Below are 17,103 nucleotides of genomic sequence, written 5' to 3' on the forward strand. Positions count from 1 at the left end.
AATTTCGCAGCGCCTACGCAGCACACCTAACCAGATATTCACGGGAGAGATGAGATGGATTTAGGGATTTCCGAGCGGGTCAAGCCGCTGATCGAGCAGGTTCGGGCCATGGTGCGCGACGAGATCCTGCCGCTTGAGGACGAGTATCACGCCGAAGTTGGCAAGGCCGCCGGCGGGGACCGTTTCACCTTCACCGATCGCCAGATCGAAATTCGCGAGACCCTGAAAGCCAAGGCGCGCGAGCGCGGCCTGTGGAATTTCTGGCTCACCGGCTCGGATCGCGGCTATGGCCTTTCGACACTGGAATATGCCTACCTCGCCGAGGAAATGGGCTGGTCCTTCCTGGCGCCTGAAGTCTTTAACTGCTCCGCGCCGGACACCGGCAATATGGAAGTCATCGAACGCTATGGCTCGACGGCGCAGAAACAGCGTTGGCTCGCCGACTTGCTCGAGGGCAAGAAGCGCTCGGCCTATCTGATGACCGAGCCCGATGTCGCCTCATCCGACGCCACCAATATCGCTTTCTCGGCTGTGCTTGAGGGCGATGAGTGGGTGCTCAATGGCGAGAAATACTGGGCCTCTGGTGCCGGCGATCCACGCTGTGCCGTTTATGTGCTGATGGCGCGGACCGAGGGCGAGGAGGCCGGCCGTCATGGCCGCCACTCGCAATTCCTCGTCGACGCCGCCACACCGGGTATCGAGATGCTGCGCCCGATGACCGTGTTTGGTCATGACGATGCGCCGCACGGGCATATGCATATCCGCTTCACCAATGTGCGCGTGCCGAAAGACACGATCATTCTGGGCCGCGGCAAGGGATTTGAAATCTCCCAGGGCCGGCTTGGACCTGGGCGCATCCATCACTGCATGCGCGCTATCGGCCAGTCGGAGCGGGCGATGGAGTTGATGTGCCGCCGCTCGGTCTCGCGCACCGCATTTGGCCAGAAACTGGCCCGGCTCGGTGCCAATAAGGACATTATCGCTGAACGCCGCATGGCGATCGAACAGGCGCGTCTCCTGTGCCTGAAAGCGGCCTGGATGATGGATCAGGGCGATCCACGCGCGGCCGCGCCCTATATCTCCCAGATCAAGGTCATCGCTCCGCGCGTGGCGCTGGAGACGGTCGATGAGGCGATGCAGATGCATGGCGGTACCGGTGTCTCCCAGGATACGCCACTGGCCGGGATGTGGGTTGCGCTTCGCACCCTGCGCTTCGCCGATGGTCCTGATGCGGTCCATCGCATGGTGATCGCCCGCCAGGAGCTCAAGCGCTACGTCAACGAAGCATTGGAGGGCTGAATGACGGATCGTAAACCGGGCCCGTCACGGGAGCAGGTCGACAAGGTCATCGAGTTTATTGTCGCCAATGAACCCTTGTTCGCTGTCGGCGAGATCGAGAATTTTGGCGTCAGGCAACGCGGCTATGTCAATGCGCCGCCGGATTTGCGCTTTCTCATGGCCGCAGCGATGGAGCACAAGGACAAGCCTGCCGTCGTGTTCGAGGATCAGCGCTGGACCTATGGTGAGCTGATCGGCAAGGCCGTCGCCGTCGCCAATGGCCTGGTCGAGCGCCACGGCGTCACGCCGGGCACGCGGGTCGTGCTGGCGATGCGCAATTGTCCGGAATGGATGGCCTGCTTCCTCGGCATTATTGCGGCGGGCGGTGTCGTCGTGCCAATGAATGGCTGGTGGACCAGCGAAGAGATTGGTTATGGCCTGCGCGATTGCGGCGCCAAGCTGATCATTGCCGGTTCGCGCCAGGCCGAGCGCATGCTGCCGCATCTCAAGCCTCTGGGTCTGACTCTGGTCGGTATCCGTGAGGGCGTTGAGGGCTGTTCGGACAGTTTCGATGGTCTTGTTGCGGCCGGTGCCGGCAAACCGGCGCCGGAGCTGGCGATCAAGCCGGATGATGATTTCGCGATCTTCTACACATCCGGTTCGACCGGCGCGCCGAAAGGCGCCGTCCTCTCGCATGGGGGTGCGGTGACGGCGATCATGTCCTACGCGCTGATCGGCGCCGGGATGAAACATGCCAATGGCGGCGAGGAATTCTTCGGCGAGACGCCGGGCGTGCTCGTCGCGGTTCCGCTCTTCCATTGTACCGGCTCACACGCTGTCTTCATGACCTCGCTCCTGTCGGGCCGCAAAATGGTGCTGATGCGCAAATGGGATGCCGGCGATGCCGTCGACCTGATCGAACGCGAGCAATTGACCAATGTGGTCGGCGTGCCGACCATGTCGCACGAGGTAACGCTGGAAGCGGAACGCCGCGGCACCAAGCTGACGAGCCTGATGGATATGGGGTCTGGCGGCGCCAAGCGTCCTGCAGCCCATGTCGAGCGGCTGGCCAAGGTTTTCCCGCAGGCCTGGTCGAGCTCGGGCTATGGCCTGACCGAAACCAATGCCCTGGGCGCGTATAATAATATGGCCGACTACCAGGCCAGGCCGAACTCGTGCGGCCGGGCCGTTCCAGCTGTGACCGAGATCAAGATCGTGCATGAAGATGGTTCGACCGCACCGACCGGCGAGCCGGGCGAGGTCTGGATCAAATCGCCTTGCCTGTTCAAGGGCTATCTCAATCAGCCGGAAGCCACGGCCGCTGTGCTGACCGAGGATCGCTGGTTCAAGACCGGTGATGTCGGCGTGCTCGATGAGGATGGTTTCCTGTCGATTGTGGACCGGCTCAAGGACATGGTGATCCGCGGCGGCGAGAATATTTCCTGCCTTGAAGTCGAGGGCGCACTGGCGCGCCATCCCGACATTGTCGAGGCCGCCGTGATCGGGATTCCCGATGAGCGGCTGGGCGAGCGCGTTGGTGCGGCAATCCTGCTGCGCGACGGCGCGACGCTGCACAATGATGAGATCGACGACTTCCTCAAACCGCACCTGGCGGCCTTCAAACGTCCGGCGCATTACTGGCGGCTCGACGCGCCGCTGCCACGCGGCGGCACGGGCAAGGTCGACAAGCCAGGTCTGAGAAAACAGCTTTTGAGCGATGGAGACATAGACTGATGGCCACAGTTAAACCCGCCGATCTCGCCAGCCAGGTCGGCACGGAAATCGGTCTGTCCGACTGGATCGAACTCGACCAGTCGCGCATCGACCAGTTCGCCGATGTCACCGAAGACCACCAATTCATCCATCTCGACGCCGAGCGCGCCGCGAAGGAGACCCCGTTCGGCGGCACCATTGCCCATGGCTTCCTCTCGCTCTCCATGCTCTCGCGCATGGCGATGGATATCGCTTTCGTGCTTGAGGGCATGGCGATGGGCATTAATTACGGCTTCGACAAGGTGCGCTTCCTGACCCCGGTCAGCTCCGGCAAGAAGATCCGTGGCCGCTTTGTGCTCGAGGATGCGGTCGAGAAAAGCCCTGGTCAGTGGATGCTGCGTTTCGGCGTTACCGTCGAAATCGAGGGCGAGAAAAAACCGGCCCTGATTGCACAATGGCTGACGATGCAGGTCGTCGCCTGACACCTCTTTTCGGAGACTTGATATGAGTGAAATTCGCTTTGATGGCCGCGTTGCCATCGTGACCGGTGGCGGCAATGGCCTTGGACGCTCCCACGCGCTGGCGCTGGCCTCACGCGGTGCCAAACTGGTCGTCAATGATATGGGCGGATCGGTCGACGGTGTCGGCTCCGGTTCGGCGGCCGAGGACGTCGCTGCGGAGATTCGTTCCGCCGGCGGCGAGGCGATCTCGCACAAAGCCAATGTCACAAAGGAAGACGAAGTCGCCGACATGGTCGCCGAGTCGATGAAGGCCTTCGGCCAGGTCGATATCCTGGTCAATAATGCCGGCATTTTGCGCGACAAGAGCTTCGCCAAGATGGATATGGCAGACTTCAATGCGGTCACATCGGTCCATCTCACAGGCTCGGCGATCTGCACCAAGGCGCTCTGGGATCACATGCGCGAGCGCCAGTATGGCCGCATCGTGATGACCTCGTCCTCGTCGGGCATTTACGGCAATTTCGGTCAGGCCAATTACGGTGCCGCCAAAATGGGCCTGGTCGGCTTCATGAATGTGCTGCACCTGGAAGGCGCCAAATACGGCATCCGCGTCAATGCGCTCTCGCCGACGGCGGCGACACGGATGACCGAGGGCCTGATCCCGGAAGAAGCGCTCAAACTGATGACGGTCGAGAGCGTCAGCGCCGGCCTGGTCTATCTGGTCAGCGATGACGCGCCCTCGCGTCTGGTATTGTGCGCCGGTGCGGGTGGTTTTGCCGCGACACGCGTCTATGAGACCGATGGCATCTATCTGCCGCCAGAGCAGCAAACCCCGGAACATGTCGCCGCCAATATCGATGCCATTATCGATCCGGCCGGCCAGCAGATGTTTGAGCAGGGCGGTCAGCAGACGATGAAATTCCTCGCCAAGGCTGCCGCTCATTTCGGCGTAAAGCTGGGCTGACCCGTGCATCTTTTTGACCAGACCACAGCTCTGAAGCGGACCTCCGGCGATGCGCCCGAGGTCCGTTTCGAGGGCAGGGCGAGCGAGCATTTCAAGAATATGATCGGCCCCTATGGCGGCTGGAGCGCGGCGATACTGGCCAAGGGGCTGATCGAGGCGGCCGGTCCGGAGATGGAGCTTGTCTCGATCACGACCGATTTCCTTGCCGGGGCCCGCGAAGGACCGATTGCGCTGGACGTTGTTTGCGATCGTGGCGGCAGGAATACGCAATTCTGGAATGCTTCGCTGACGGCGCAGGGCGATAAAAATCCGTCCAACCGGGCGATGGGGATTTTGTCGCGCCGCCGCGAGACGGTGGCCTGGACCGAGGGCCAGCGCCCCGACGCCCCGGCGCCGGAGGATTGCGACCGCGCCAACCTGCCCATGGCCTGGTCACGCACGGTGGAAATGCGGCCGACCCGCAGCCCGCCCTTTGCCAAGGGCGATGGCCGCACGGACAGCCTGGCCTGGATCCGGCTCGACCCGGCCCGTCCGCTTGATGCAGTGGCGCTGGTGGCGCTGGCCGATACGCCGACGCCGCGCCTGTTTCATGTCACCGGCGAATTTGGCATGGTCGCGACGGTCTCGATGACCGTCTATCTCCATGCCGGGCCTGAAGATTATGCCGCTGTCGGCACCGACTATATGCTGATCGAAACCCATGCTGCCCGCGGCGGACGTGGTTTCTACGACCAACATGCGCGGATCTGGAGCCGCGACGGGCGCCTGCTGGCCACGACCCAGCAGATCGTCTGGTACAAAACAACCAATGAGGAGTGAGACCCATGCGTGAAGCTGTCATCGTATCCACGGCGCGTACCCCGATCGGCAAGGCCTATCGCGGCGCTTTCAATGCCACCTCCGGCCCGACCCTGGGCGGTCATGCCATTGGCGAGGCGGTCAAACGCTCCGGTGTCGATCCCAATGAGATCGATGATGTTGTCATGGGCTGTGCCATGCAGATGGGCACGACCGGTCGCAATGTCGCCCGCAACAGCCTGATCCGCGCCGGCCTGCCTGACACGGTCGCCGGCATGTCGATGGACCGTCAGTGCGCCTCCGGCATGATGGCGATTGCCACAGCCGCCAAACAGATCATCACCGATGGCATGAAGGTCACCGTCGGCGGCGGGCTGGAGAGCATTTCCCTGGTCCAGACCGACAAGATGACCAAGAATTGGGATGTCGATCCCTGGATCATCGAGAACAAGCCCGAGCTCTACATGTCGATGCTGGAAACCGCCGAAGTGGTGGCCGATCGCTATGGCATCAGCCGCGAGGCCCAGGACGAATACGCGGCCCAGTCGCAGGCCCGTACCCATGCGGCGCAAGCGGCCGGCCGTTTCGACGCCGAGATCGTGCCCTTGCCCTCGATCATGAAGGTGATGAACAAGGAAACCGGCGAAATCGAGGACCGCTCCGTGACGCTGGAAAAGGACGAGGGCAATCGTCCCGGCACCACAGCGGAATCGCTCGCCGGTCTGAAACCCGTCTTCGCCAATGGCATGCGCATCAAGGAAGGCAAATTCATCACCGCCGGCAATGCCTCGCAGCTCTCCGATGGCGCCTCTGCGGCCGTGATGATGGAAGCGAAAGACGCGGAACGTCGCGGCATTGCCCCGCTCGGCATTTATCGCGGCATGGCCGTGGCCGGCACTCATCCCGACGAAATGGGCATTGGCCCGGTCTTCGCAATCCCGAAACTCCTCAAGGCCAATGGCCTGAAAATGAGCGATATCGGGCTGTGGGAGCTGAATGAGGCCTTCGCCGTGCAGGTCATCTATTGCCGCGACAAGCTGGGGATTCCCGATGAATTGCTCAATGTCGATGGCGGGGCGGTGTCGATCGGCCATCCCTATGGCATGTCCGGTGCGCGCATGGTCGGTCACGCCCTGATCGAGGGCAAGCGCCGCGGTGCCAAATATGTCGTCTGCACCATGTGTGTCGGCGGCGGCATGGGTGCAGCCGGCCTGTTTGAGGTGGCATGATGCGCGCGCTTTATTGCCGGGAATTCGGCCCGGAAGCCGATATGAAGGTCGAGGAGATCGACACGCCGGCCCTGCCGGACGCGCATGTGATGGTCGACGTCAAGGCGGCGGGGCTCAATTTCCCCGACCTGCTGTGCGTGCGCGGCGACTACCAGTTCAAACCGCCTTTGCCATTCGTGCCGGGCGGTGAAGGGGCTGGTGTCGTCACCGCACTGGGCGAGGGCGTCACCAATCTCGCTATCGGCGACCGCGTCTGCTTCAATGGCCTGACCGGCGCTTTCGCCGAGCAGGTCGCCGCGCCGGCCGGAGCTGTCGTCAAAATCCCTGACAGCATGTCCTTCGAGGAAGGTGCCGGGCTGACGGTGGTCTATGCGACCTCCTATTACGCGCTCAAGCAACGCGCCAAGCTCCAGCCGGGCGAGACCTTGCTGGTGCTCGGCGCGGCCGGCGGTGTCGGACTGGCCACAGTCGAACTGGGCAAGGCGATGGGCGCGAAAGTCATCGCCTGCGCTTCCAGCGACGAAAAGCTCGCAGCCGCCAAGGCCCATGGTGCCGACGAAGGCATCAATTATACCAGCGAAGACCTGCGCGCCCGGATCAAGGAGATCACCGGCGGCAAGGGCGTCGACGTGATCTATGATCCGGTCGGCGGCGATTTCGCTGAAACCGCCTTCCGTTCCATCGCCTGGGAAGGCCGCCATCTGGTGATCGGCTTTGCTGCCGGGCCAATCCCCAAACTCCCGCTCAACCTGCCGCTCCTCAAGGGCGCCTCGGTGGTCGGCGTGTTCTGGGGCGCATGGGCGATGCGCGATCCGGCGGCGCATTATCAGAACATGGACGAGCTGTTCGAGATGTTCGAGGCGGGCAAGATCAAGCCGCATGTCGCCGGGCGCTACAAGCTCGACGATTTCCTCGGGGCCTTTGGCGAGCTGTCCGGCCGCAAGGCAATCGGGAAAGTGGTGCTGGTTCCGTAAGGACTGACAGCGACCTATTCGGGTTCGGAAACGGCGTCGGTGCTCACCGGCGCCGTTTCTGTTTTCATGCGGATCAATGGCCAGATCAATTGCTCGCCAACACTGGTCGGCGGCAGGTTCTCGACGCCGAGCTTGTCGGGATAGCGCCGTGTGATCTTGGCGGTGCCGAACAAGACGTCCCAGAAGAACAAGAGATTGCCGAAATTGCCCTTGTAATGGGTGACGCCATCATCGCCATGCTTGCCGTGATGGGCACTGTGGGTGGCGGGGGTCGAGATCGTGCGCTCGACGACCCACATCAGCGGGGAGAGCCATTTGATACGATAGAGAGGCTCATCCCAGCGCACGTCGGAATGGGCGGCGAAGATGACGCTCATCTTGACCACGAGATAGGCGGCATAGACCCAGCCAAGCCCGAGATAGATCAGCGCGCCCGAGGCCCACAGGCCCGGCATCAACATGTAATAGAACAGGTTGTTGCGATAGACGACGCGGATCGAGAGATATTCGGCATTGTGATGCGGCCGGTGCAGCTTGTAGAGCCAGGGCAGGCTGTGCGAGGCGCGGTGCCACCAGTATTGCGACAGATCATCGAAGATCAGCAGCAGCGCCAGTTGCGCCAGGACCGGCCAGCCCGCGAGCATGCCCTGCGCCTGCGGCGCGACCAGGCTGGCGATCAGACCACCGCCGAATACCGCCATCGGCTGGATCAGCAGGATCAGCCCGAAGCCGGAGACCAGCTCGACCCAGACATCATCGCGCGTCTGGCCCGGCTTGCGGAAGAAACCGGTGAGCAGGATTTCCAGCACCACGAAGGTGAAGAAGACGGCGAGGACGGCGAGATATTCCGGTTTCATGATGCGGATCCGTCGGTGAGGGTGGCATTGGGACTGTCCATCTTGCTGTAGAGGCTCCGGCTGCATTAGAATGCCAATAAGTTATCAATTGGATTTGCCGTGTCCGATCTCACTGATTTTGGTGTGCCCTCGCTGGGCGATCTGCTGACGCCGCGCCTGGCCGGATTATTGCGCAAAAGCGGAACGCCAGTGCGGTATCGCGACCAGGCCTTGATCCATGCCCGCGGTGATATCAAGCCGGGCCTGTCGATGGTGCGCGCCGGTGCGGTGCGTATCGGCAATCCGGGGCGCAGCGGCTCCTATGTCGTCACCACCGTGCTGGGGCCGGGCCAGTGTTTTGGCGAGTTCTCGCTGTTCGCCGCTTTGCCGCGCACCCATGATGCCGTGGCGCTCGGCGATACCGTGATTGACCAGATCAGCCGCGCGGCGTTCGAGAGTGTGCTGGCCGCCGAACCGGAATTGTCGGGCATCATGCTCGGTGCGGTGACCCATCGCCTGCACGCAGCGACCGAATTGATCGACGATATGCGGCGCCTCTCCTTGCCGGTTCGGGCGGCGAAACTGATCTGGCAGATGGCCAGCGCATCGGGCCATTTCGACGCCGTAATCTGCACCCAGACCGAACTGGCTTTCGCGCTCGGCGTCTCGCGGGTCTCCAGCGGCAAGGCGTTGGCACGGTTGCAGGCGCACACTTTGATTGAGCCGGGCTATGGCCGGATTCTCATTCCCGACTTTACGCGTCTGGCACGCTGGGTGGAAGCGAAAGCCGAACTGGCACCGCTGGCGCGTGCGCGCCCGGTCGTCAAAACGCAGTAGCGCGCCATTGCCGCACGCCGGCACGCCTTGACCCGGGGCCTGCACGCGCAAAGACTGTGCGCAGCAATGAATTGAATGGGGAGATGCACAATGCGAAAACTGGTTTTACTCGGAACGGTCTTGCTGATGCCAGGCTTGTTGATCGCCGGCACGGCCCAGGCCCAGACGCCGCAACACGCACCGCCCTCGGAAGTCCTCGCGGTGCATGATTATGTCGCGGCCGTTTCACCCGACCGGATCGAGGCAGATATCCGCACATTGGTTGGTTTCGGCACGCGTCACACCCTGTCGGAGACGCAAAGTGAGACGCGCGGCATCGGCGCGGCGCGGCGCTGGATCCATGACGAGTTTGAGCGCATTTCCGCGGACTGCGGCGGCTGTCTCGAAGTCATGTATGTCTCTGACACCATTGCCGGCGAGACCCGCATTCCCGAGCCGACAGACGTGGTCAGCGTCATCGCCATCCAGCGCGGCCGCATTGATCCGGACCGCTATGTGCTGATGTCTGGCGATATCGACAGCCGCGTCACCGATCCGCTCGACGGCACTTCCGACAGTCCCGGCGCCAATGATAATGCCTCCGGCATGGCCGGTGTGATCGAGGCGGCGCGCGTGCTCAGCCAGCATGAATTCGATGGTTCGATCATCTATGCCGGCCTGTCCGGTGAGGAACAGGGTCTGTTCGGCGGCCAGATCGTCGCCGCCCACGCGCTCGAGAATGGCTGGCGCATCAAGGCTGTGCTCAATAACGACATGATCGGCAATATCTCCGGCATTAATGGCGTCACCAATAACGCCACCGCCCGCGTCTTCTCTGAAGGCACGCGCGATGTCGAAACGCCGGAGGAGGCCCGCGCCCGCCGCTTCACCGGCGGCGAGGTCGACAGCCCCTCGCGCAATCTGGCGCGCATGGTTGACCGCACCGCCGACCAATACATCCCCAATCTCGATGTGATGATGGTCTATCGCCTCGACCGCTTCGGACGCGGCGGCCATCACCGTCCCTTCAATGCCGTCGGCATTCCCGGTGTGCGCATCATGGAAACCAATGAGCATTATGACCGCCAGCACCAGGATTTGCGCACCGAGGATGGCCGCCCCTATGGCGATACGATTGACGGCGTGGATTTCGATTATGCTGCCAAGTTGACGGCGCTCAATATCGCCGTCATGGCTCAGATCGCCGGTGCGCCGCCGATTCCGGCCAATGTCTCGATTGAAGGCGCGGTCCAGCCCTCGACGCATCTCAGCTGGACGCTGGCGACGGGGCCGGCAGCGGCCAATCTGGCCGGCTATCGCGTCCATTGGCGCCTGACCGATCAACCGCAATGGACCCATAGCCGCTTTGTCGGTGCAGTTGCCGAATACACGCTCGAAAACGTGGTGATCGACAATTATTATTTCGGCGTCTCGGCCGTGGCGCTCGATGGCTCGGAAACGCCGGTGGTCTTCCCCGGCGCTGCGGGAAGTTTCGGCGAGTAGACCAACCGGCATCCAGACATGAAAAACCCCGCGGATCAGGCGATCCGCGGGGTTTGTTCTGGCCGGTCGGAGCCGGATTATTTCTTGGCGAGCAAATCGCGGATTTCCATCAGCAGAACCTGGTCCGTGGATGGTGCGGCGGGGGCTTCCGGAGCCGCGGCTTCCTTTTTCTTCATTGAATTGATGCCCTTGATGATGAGGAAAAGCGCGAAGGCGACGATGATGAAGCTGATCACATTGTCGATGAAAATGCCGTAATTGATCGTCGCGGCACCGGCTTCCTGAGCGGCTTCGAGGGTCGCATAGCTCTCATTGTTCAGCGAGATGAAGAGGCCGGAAAAATTGACGCCGCCCATTAGCATACCGATGATCGGCATCAGGATATCGGTGACCAGCGATTTGACGATGGTCGAGAAGGCACCGCCGAGAATGAAACCAACGGCGAGATCGACAACATTGCCACGCATGGCGAAGTCTTTGAATTCCTTAAACATGATTGTTCTCCCTGTCCTTTGTATTAACTGGTTTTAACCATGTTGCCTGTTCGCCTGTGAAGTCAATTGGTTGCATCACGGAGTCATTGCTTTCAAACACCGCCCCGGGACACGGTCCGGCTTCGCCGGTGCGTGTCCCGTTCGCGGAGGGCGGTAGATGCGCGCCATTGCCTTGCCGGCACCGGGACCTGCCCGCTGGCTTGTCCACCCCCATCGCGGTGCGGGTATAATCGTCGGGCTTTGCTCTTTGACATCGTCCATCCAAGGGGAACCGGTCCGGGCCGTTCGGGGTCTGCAACCGGGCCCGATCGTGCGGCCAGGCCGGTCCGGTGATGACAGGCTGGCAGGCCCTGTCTTGCGGTCTGCCATGGCCTGTTGGCCCGTGCAGGCAGGGGTGCAGCCCTGCAATGACAGAGTGACAGACTGGCAGAGTGTTTGCTGCGATATGAAAAAAACCCCGCAGGCTGGCGGGCCTGCGAGGTTCCACACTTCCGGGCGGGCCGGCGCAATGCGATCGGCGCAAATGCGTTAGCGCGCCACAACCGTATAGGTCACCGTCGCGCCGGTGGCCGGGTTTGTGCCCGTCCAGCTATCGCCGACAGCGAGCGTATCGGCGACCGGCTGGCAGCCGCTCTCGCCGGTGCTGCGAACAACGCACATTTCACCATCAACCAGGGTCCAGGTGCCAGTGATACCGATATCGGTCGTATAGCTGCCATCGGCTTCGAAAAAGGTGGTGTAGGCCATCTCGCCCGCCTGGATATGCAAGGCGTTCTCGACCAGGGTTTCGGCCGGTGTGGACAGCAGGGCGAAGGCTGCTGCAATCATCGTCAATGTCATCAAGTTTCTCCCCCGAACTGGCGCGACCGGGATGGCGCGCCATGGGCGTCAACTCTATCGCGGCCCGCGGTGCCTCTCAAGAGAAGAGGTTGGAGAAATTCGCCTGCCCGGTGAAATTCGGTCAGCGCCGCACAATCAGGCCCGCGCCGCACGGGTCCATGGCCAGGCGTCTCAGCGGGCCGAGGCGAGCTCGATGGCCGGAAGGCGGGGCAGGGTGCAGCGGTGCTGTTCTGTCGTGATGGCCGGCGCGGCATAATCGTTCGGACCGTCGGCATTGACCAGTTCGGCCTCGCCATTATCGAGACAGATGCGCAGATCATCCGGCATCGCGCCATCGACCTGCCTGGACACGTCCTGATACCCGTCCCACCACACGTCCGGCATGCGGCCGAGCGGTCCGGCGACGAGGAGTTTCAAACCCTGCAATTCAAGCCCGTCAGGATTATCGCCGCCCCCGGAAAACCGGTTGGAGTGGATGTAGATACCCTCCGGATAGGGGTCGAAATCTGCCTGTACCGAATAGCTGGAATAGCCCGTCGAATGCAGGCTCGAGATGATGATATTGGCGGTGCGGTTGTCGGATATATCATTGTCGAAAATCTCGACCTGATCATTGGAATTCACGACAATGCCCGAGCCCGCCGGGATGCTCGCGACCGGCGTCCCGGCATGGCCGAAATTGCCGGTATTATTGGCGAAAATATGGTTGTTGAAGACCCGTGTCCGGGAGCCGGGCTGGGGTAGATTGGGCATGTTGAAGACCAGTATGCCGCCGGTATTTTCCGTGGCGACATTGTCATAGACATCGGCACCGATCGTGTTTTCGACCTCGATGCCGGCGACATTGCGCTCGGTGCGATTGCGGCGGATCACGACATTGCGGGACTGGCCGACATAAATGCCGGCATCGGACGCACCGATCGCGATGGAATCCTCGACCAGCACATCGCGCGTCTGCACCGGATATATGCCATAGGCGCCATTTTCGGTCCGTGGCCCGGCGGTCCATTCGACGCGGACGCCGCGCACAATGATATTCTCGCCGCCATTGACCTTGAGCCCGTCGCCGATCGTGTCCTCGATGGCGACGTTTTCAATCGTGAAATCGCTGGCGGTCACCAGCAGGCCTTCGGCGCCCTGCACCTGGTCCTGGAAGGTCAATATGGTGCGGTCAGGGCCCTGGCCCCGCACGGTGACGCCGTCAACCGTGAGGCTGAGCGAGCGGTCGAAGGCAAACACGCCTTCGGGAATTTCAATCACATCGCCGGGCCGGGCGTCGATCAGGCGTTCGATCAACTGGTTCTGATAACTACGGTCAGCTCTGGCCAGATCGCGTTCCCGGGGCCCGCCGCACGCGGCCAGGCCGGCCGCCAGTCCCGCAGCCAGCGCCACAAGCCCTGCGCGCTTCAAGGTCATGGACATGCAACATCCCCTCCCGGATTATCAATCCAGAATAAGCGGCGAACGGCGCTTGTGTCGATGCTGTCCCTGCCTCCGGGCCGTCCGGCTAGCTCGTGCCGTTGGCTGCGCGGTATTCTGTTACGGCAGCACACTCAGGCACCGAACCGATATCGTGATGGGTGACCGCGGCGCCGCTCTCATTGGCAACGGCCAGGGGCGCGATTTTCTCGCCGGTACGGATATCGATCAACTCGACCGGGCGATTGCCGTCACCATAGACCCATTGATCGCCCCATTGCTGCATGGCGATCAGGATCGGGAGCAGGGCTTCGCCGCGCCGGGTGAGGATATATTCCTGGCGGTGACCACGCACGCCGACTTCCTCGCGCGCCATGATATTGTTTTCGACCAGCTTGTTGAGCCGGTCCGTCAGGATATTCTTGGCGATGCCTGTGCTTTCATGAAAATCACTGAATCGGCGGGCGCCTTTCATGGCATCCCTGACGATCAGCAATGTCCACCAATCGCCAACTTGATTCAGGGTTTGCGCGATCGCGCAGGGCATCTCGTCAAATCGTTTGCGTCCCATGAAACAGTCCCCCAAAGACCGTGGTGTGCTGGATTCATTTTCATCGCACACCGCTCATCCAGGCCAGATGAAGCCTTTGAGATCCCGTCGCCCAATCGACCGTTTGCAGCAGCAAGCTTGTTTGCCGTGCAGACCTCTATCTGTGTGCGGACGGACGATAGGCGAGGCAGACAATCTTGGCGACCTTTTTTGTCGCGCCAAAGGTTACAGGGCTGTAACGCGCGCTGAGGTCAGCAATTGCCGGACCGGCGTTTCCCTGCACACTGCCGGATCAGCGGGGAAGCGGGGCCGGTATTGATGGAAGCTGTTGCGATTGACGACTTGAGGGTTGTCCTGAATGACGAAATACGCGGCGCCATCGCGCTGATCCTGATCGGGATGATGTTTACCGTCGCGCTGTCCTTGCGGCTGGAGGATTTCCACGCCGTCCGGCGCCAGCCCGTGCGGATCCTAGGTGGCGTGCTGGCCCAGATCCTCGGCCTGCCACTGGTGACGATGGGACTGATCCTGGTCATCTCGCCGCCGGCCAGCGTGGCGCTGGGCATGATCATCGTCGCCAGCTGCCCCGGCGGCAATGTCTCCAATATCCTGACCCATTTCGCGCGCGGCAATACCGCCTATTCGGTCTCGTTGACCGCGATTTCCAGCGTCAGCTCGGCGATTGCGACACCGGTCTCCATCCTGTTCTGGTCGAGCCTTTACCCGCCAACGGCTGCCCTCGTGCACACGCTGCATGTCGATGTCATCCCTTTTTTGGTTCAGACCCTCTCGCTCCTGGCCCTGCCACTGGCGGTCGGCATGCTGGTCGCGGCGAAATTCCCGGATACGGCGGCGCAGATGCGCAAATTCCTGTCTCCGCTCTCCCTGCTTTCGCTGGTATTGCTGGTAGCTGTCGGGGTGCAGCAGAACTGGAATGTCCTGCTCGTCGCCGGTGCGACCGTGGTGCCAATCGCGATCATCCATAATGCCAGCGCCTTTGCGCTCGGGGCCGGTTCGGCTCGGATCCTGCGCCTCGATATTGCCCGGCGGCGGGCCCTGACTTTTGAAGTCGGGATCCAGAATAGCGGGCTGGGTCTGCTCATCCTGCTCAGCCAGTTTGACGGGATTGGCGGCGCCGCGGCGATGACCGCGACCTGGAGCATCTGGCATCTGATATCCGGCGGGGCGCTGGCGGGCTTGTTCCGCGGCCTCGATCGGGTGAAAAAGAGTAACGCACACGAAGCGATGTAATCGACGCGGCCAATTGAGCGTCAGGGGAGATGAAGTGATGTTTGATCTGAAAATCGAGGGCGGTCTGGTCTTTGACGGCACTGGCGGACCCGCCGTGTGGACCGATATCGGCATTACCGGTGGGCGTATTGCGGCCATCGGCCATGATATCGGCGAGGCGAAACGCACCATCGACGCCAAGGGCCAGATCGTCACGCCGGGCTTTATCGACGTTCACACCCATTATGACGGCCAGGCGAGCTGGGACGGCGATCTGCGTCCCTCGATTGATCATGGTGTCACCACGGCCGTGATGGGCAATTGCGGCGTTGGTTTCGCGCCTGTGCGTGAAGCCGATCACGACAAGCTGATCAAGCTGATGGAAGGCGTCGAGGATATCCCCGGCACCGCGCTGGCGGAGGGCCTGACTTGGAATTGGGAGAGCTTCCCCGATTATCTCGACGCGCTGGCCGCCGTGCCGCGTACCATCGATATCGCCGCCATGCTGCCCCACGACCCCTTGCGTGTTTATGTCATGGGCGATCGGGCGATCCATTCCGAGCCGGCCAATGATGCGGATATCGCCGAGATGCAGCGCCTGACGCGCGAAGCGCTGGAGGCGGGTGCCATCGGATTCGCCACTGGCCGCTCCGACGTCCACAAGAGCGCCGATGGCGACTGGACACCCTCATCCGAAGCCACCCGCGCCGAACTGACCGGAATCGCGAAGGCCTTCAACGGTCTCGATTACGGCGTCGTCCAGGCGGTCAGCGATTTCAATCTCGAGCGCGGCGAACAGGATTTCGACGAGGAATGGTCGATCATTGCCGATTATGCCAAGGCCTCGGGCCGGCCCTTCTCCTTCTCCCTGATGCAGCGCGATTTCGCGCCCGATCAATGGCTCAAGCTGATCGCGCGCACCGAGACCCTCAAGGAAGAGGGCGTTGATGCCCGCATGCAGGTGGCGCCGCGCGCTATCGGCGTCTTCCTCGGCTTCAATTGCACCTTCCACCCTTTCATGGGCTATCCAAGCTACAAGACCATCGCCGACCTGCCGCTGGCCGAGCGGGTCAAGCGAATGAAAGATCCGGCGTTCAAGGCGCAAATCCTCAGCGAGAAGACCGAAAAACTCGCCGGTCCCGGCTCCTCGGTGCCGCCGCTGGCCGACATGCTGATGGAGCATATCGATTTCGTCGCCGAGAAATTCTTCCAGCTCGGCAATCCGCCGGATTATGAGCAAAGCGCCGACAGCTCACTCGCCGCCAAGGCCCGCGCCAAGGGCGTCTCGCTGATGGAGATGATCTACGACACCCTGCTTGAGCGCGACGGTCACGAGCTGATCTATCTGCCGCTCTATAATTACACCGAGATGAATTACGACAATGTCCTCAAGATGATGCAGCATCCGCAGGCGCTCTACGGCCTGTCCGACGGCGGCGCCCATGTCGGCACGGTCTGCGATGCCTCGATGCCGACCTACATGCTCACCCACTGGACGCGTGACCGCAAACGCGGCGAAAAACTCTCACTGCCCCATGTCGTGCGCATGCTCACCGGTGCCCAGGCCGATTATCTCGGCATGTCCGATCGCGGCTATATCCGCGAGGGTCTGAAAGCCGACATCAATGTCATCGATCTCGACAATCTCCAGATGGAACCACCCCACATGGTCCAGGACCTCCCCGCCGGCGGCCAGCGCCTGCTGCAGGGCGCAAACGGCTATACCGCGACAATCGTCGCCGGCGAGGTCGTGATCGAGAATGGCAAGCTGACGGGGGCGAAACCGGGGACGGTTTATCGGGCTGGTCGGGTGCTGGCGGCGGCGGAGTAGCCAAACCAAAGCCAGATCCATGATTCACAGTCATCCTGACTTTCGTCCACTACTGTCCGGGATTCTGGATAGCGGATCATATTCCTAGCTCCATCTGAGAGCGAGCTGGGGTGATGGCGGTCGGCTGGCGGGGTTTTTCGGGGGTGGTTTGGATCGGCCTGTCAGGT

General features: G+C 61.9%; 16 protein-coding genes. 11 read left to right on the forward strand and 5 right to left on the reverse strand.

Annotation, left to right across the window (positions count from 1 at the left end; all coding sequences use genetic code 11):
* Window positions 1-54 precede the first annotated feature (54 nt).
* From ACN0YJ_RS08005 to ACN0YJ_RS08035, 7 genes are read left to right on the forward strand one after another with little or no spacing between them, the layout of a single operon-like run.
* Window positions 55-1,299, forward strand: a complete 1,245-nt coding sequence (locus ACN0YJ_RS08005; protein WP_417477146.1) for an acyl-CoA dehydrogenase family protein — start codon at window positions 55-57, stop codon at window positions 1,297-1,299.
* Window positions 1,300-3,012: a class I adenylate-forming enzyme family protein gene (locus tag ACN0YJ_RS08010; protein ID WP_417495873.1), complete on the forward strand. Its 1,713-nt coding sequence runs from the start codon at window positions 1,300-1,302 to the stop codon at window positions 3,010-3,012. It abuts the gene before it with no gap.
* On the forward strand, window positions 3,012-3,473 hold the full coding sequence (locus ACN0YJ_RS08015) for a MaoC family dehydratase (protein WP_417477148.1): 462 nt from the start codon (window positions 3,012-3,014) through the stop codon (window positions 3,471-3,473). The genes ACN0YJ_RS08010 and ACN0YJ_RS08015 overlap by 1 nt, the downstream gene beginning before the upstream one ends.
* 22 nt (window positions 3,474-3,495) lie before the next feature.
* The gene (locus ACN0YJ_RS08020; protein ID WP_417495874.1) at window positions 3,496-4,416 is read left to right on the forward strand and encodes an SDR family NAD(P)-dependent oxidoreductase; all 921 of its coding nucleotides are present in this window, start codon (window positions 3,496-3,498) and stop codon (window positions 4,414-4,416) included.
* 3 nt (window positions 4,417-4,419) lie between these two features.
* Complete coding sequence (locus ACN0YJ_RS08025; protein ID WP_417495875.1) at window positions 4,420-5,235, forward strand: acyl-CoA thioesterase; 816 nt, start codon at window positions 4,420-4,422, stop codon at window positions 5,233-5,235.
* A gap of 5 nt (window positions 5,236-5,240) precedes the next feature.
* Window positions 5,241-6,443: an acetyl-CoA C-acyltransferase gene (locus ACN0YJ_RS08030; RefSeq protein WP_417495876.1), complete on the forward strand. Its 1,203-nt coding sequence runs from the start codon at window positions 5,241-5,243 to the stop codon at window positions 6,441-6,443.
* On the forward strand, window positions 6,443-7,417 hold the full coding sequence (locus ACN0YJ_RS08035) for an NADPH:quinone oxidoreductase family protein (RefSeq protein ID WP_417495883.1): 975 nt from the start codon (window positions 6,443-6,445) through the stop codon (window positions 7,415-7,417). Before ACN0YJ_RS08030 ends, ACN0YJ_RS08035 begins: the two co-directional genes overlap by 1 nt.
* A 14-nt stretch (window positions 7,418-7,431) precedes the next feature.
* Here ACN0YJ_RS08035 and ACN0YJ_RS08040 read toward each other — a convergent pair whose 3' ends face one another.
* The gene (locus ACN0YJ_RS08040; protein ID WP_417495877.1) at window positions 7,432-8,274 is read right to left on the reverse strand and encodes a sterol desaturase family protein; all 843 of its coding nucleotides are present in this window, start codon (window positions 8,272-8,274) and stop codon (window positions 7,432-7,434) included.
* A gap of 99 nt (window positions 8,275-8,373) precedes the next feature.
* On the opposite strand from ACN0YJ_RS08040, the gene ACN0YJ_RS08045 reads away from it, so the two are divergent.
* A complete protein-coding gene (locus tag ACN0YJ_RS08045) occupies window positions 8,374-9,090 on the forward strand; it encodes a Crp/Fnr family transcriptional regulator (protein WP_417489105.1) in 717 nt (238 codons plus the stop codon).
* A 90-nt stretch (window positions 9,091-9,180) separates the two neighbouring features.
* A complete protein-coding gene (locus ACN0YJ_RS08050) occupies window positions 9,181-10,572 on the forward strand; it encodes a M28 family peptidase (RefSeq protein WP_417495878.1) in 1,392 nt (463 codons plus the stop codon).
* A gap of 77 nt (window positions 10,573-10,649) precedes the next feature.
* Here the strand turns inward: ACN0YJ_RS08050 and mscL are convergent, their stop codons facing one another.
* From mscL to ACN0YJ_RS08070, 4 genes are all read right to left on the reverse strand, one after another.
* The gene (gene mscL / locus ACN0YJ_RS08055; protein WP_417477155.1) at window positions 10,650-11,066 is read right to left on the reverse strand and encodes a large conductance mechanosensitive channel protein MscL; all 417 of its coding nucleotides are present in this window, start codon (window positions 11,064-11,066) and stop codon (window positions 10,650-10,652) included.
* A gap of 528 nt (window positions 11,067-11,594) precedes the next feature.
* Entirely contained in the window at window positions 11,595-11,906 is a 312-nt protein-coding gene (locus ACN0YJ_RS08060) for a hypothetical protein (protein WP_417495879.1), read from the reverse strand.
* Window positions 11,907-12,077: 171 nt separating this feature from the next.
* Entirely contained in the window at window positions 12,078-13,328 is a 1,251-nt protein-coding gene (locus ACN0YJ_RS08065; protein WP_417495880.1) for a parallel beta-helix domain-containing protein, read from the reverse strand.
* Between the two features lie 85 nt (window positions 13,329-13,413).
* Entirely contained in the window at window positions 13,414-13,896 is a 483-nt protein-coding gene (locus tag ACN0YJ_RS08070) for a winged helix-turn-helix transcriptional regulator (protein WP_417490144.1), read from the reverse strand.
* 297 nt (window positions 13,897-14,193) lie between these two features.
* On the opposite strand from ACN0YJ_RS08070, the gene ACN0YJ_RS08075 reads away from it, so the two are divergent.
* A complete protein-coding gene (locus ACN0YJ_RS08075) occupies window positions 14,194-15,126 on the forward strand; it encodes a bile acid:sodium symporter family protein (protein ID WP_417495884.1) in 933 nt (310 codons plus the stop codon).
* A 37-nt stretch (window positions 15,127-15,163) separates the two neighbouring features.
* On the forward strand, window positions 15,164-16,936 hold the full coding sequence (locus ACN0YJ_RS08080) for an N-acyl-D-amino-acid deacylase family protein (protein ID WP_417495881.1): 1,773 nt from the start codon (window positions 15,164-15,166) through the stop codon (window positions 16,934-16,936).
* The last annotated feature ends 167 nt before the right edge of the window (window positions 16,937-17,103 follow it).

The sequence above is a fragment of the Maricaulis sp. genome (genome assembly GCF_048270095.1).
GTDB lineage: Bacteria > Pseudomonadota > Alphaproteobacteria > Caulobacterales > Maricaulaceae > Maricaulis.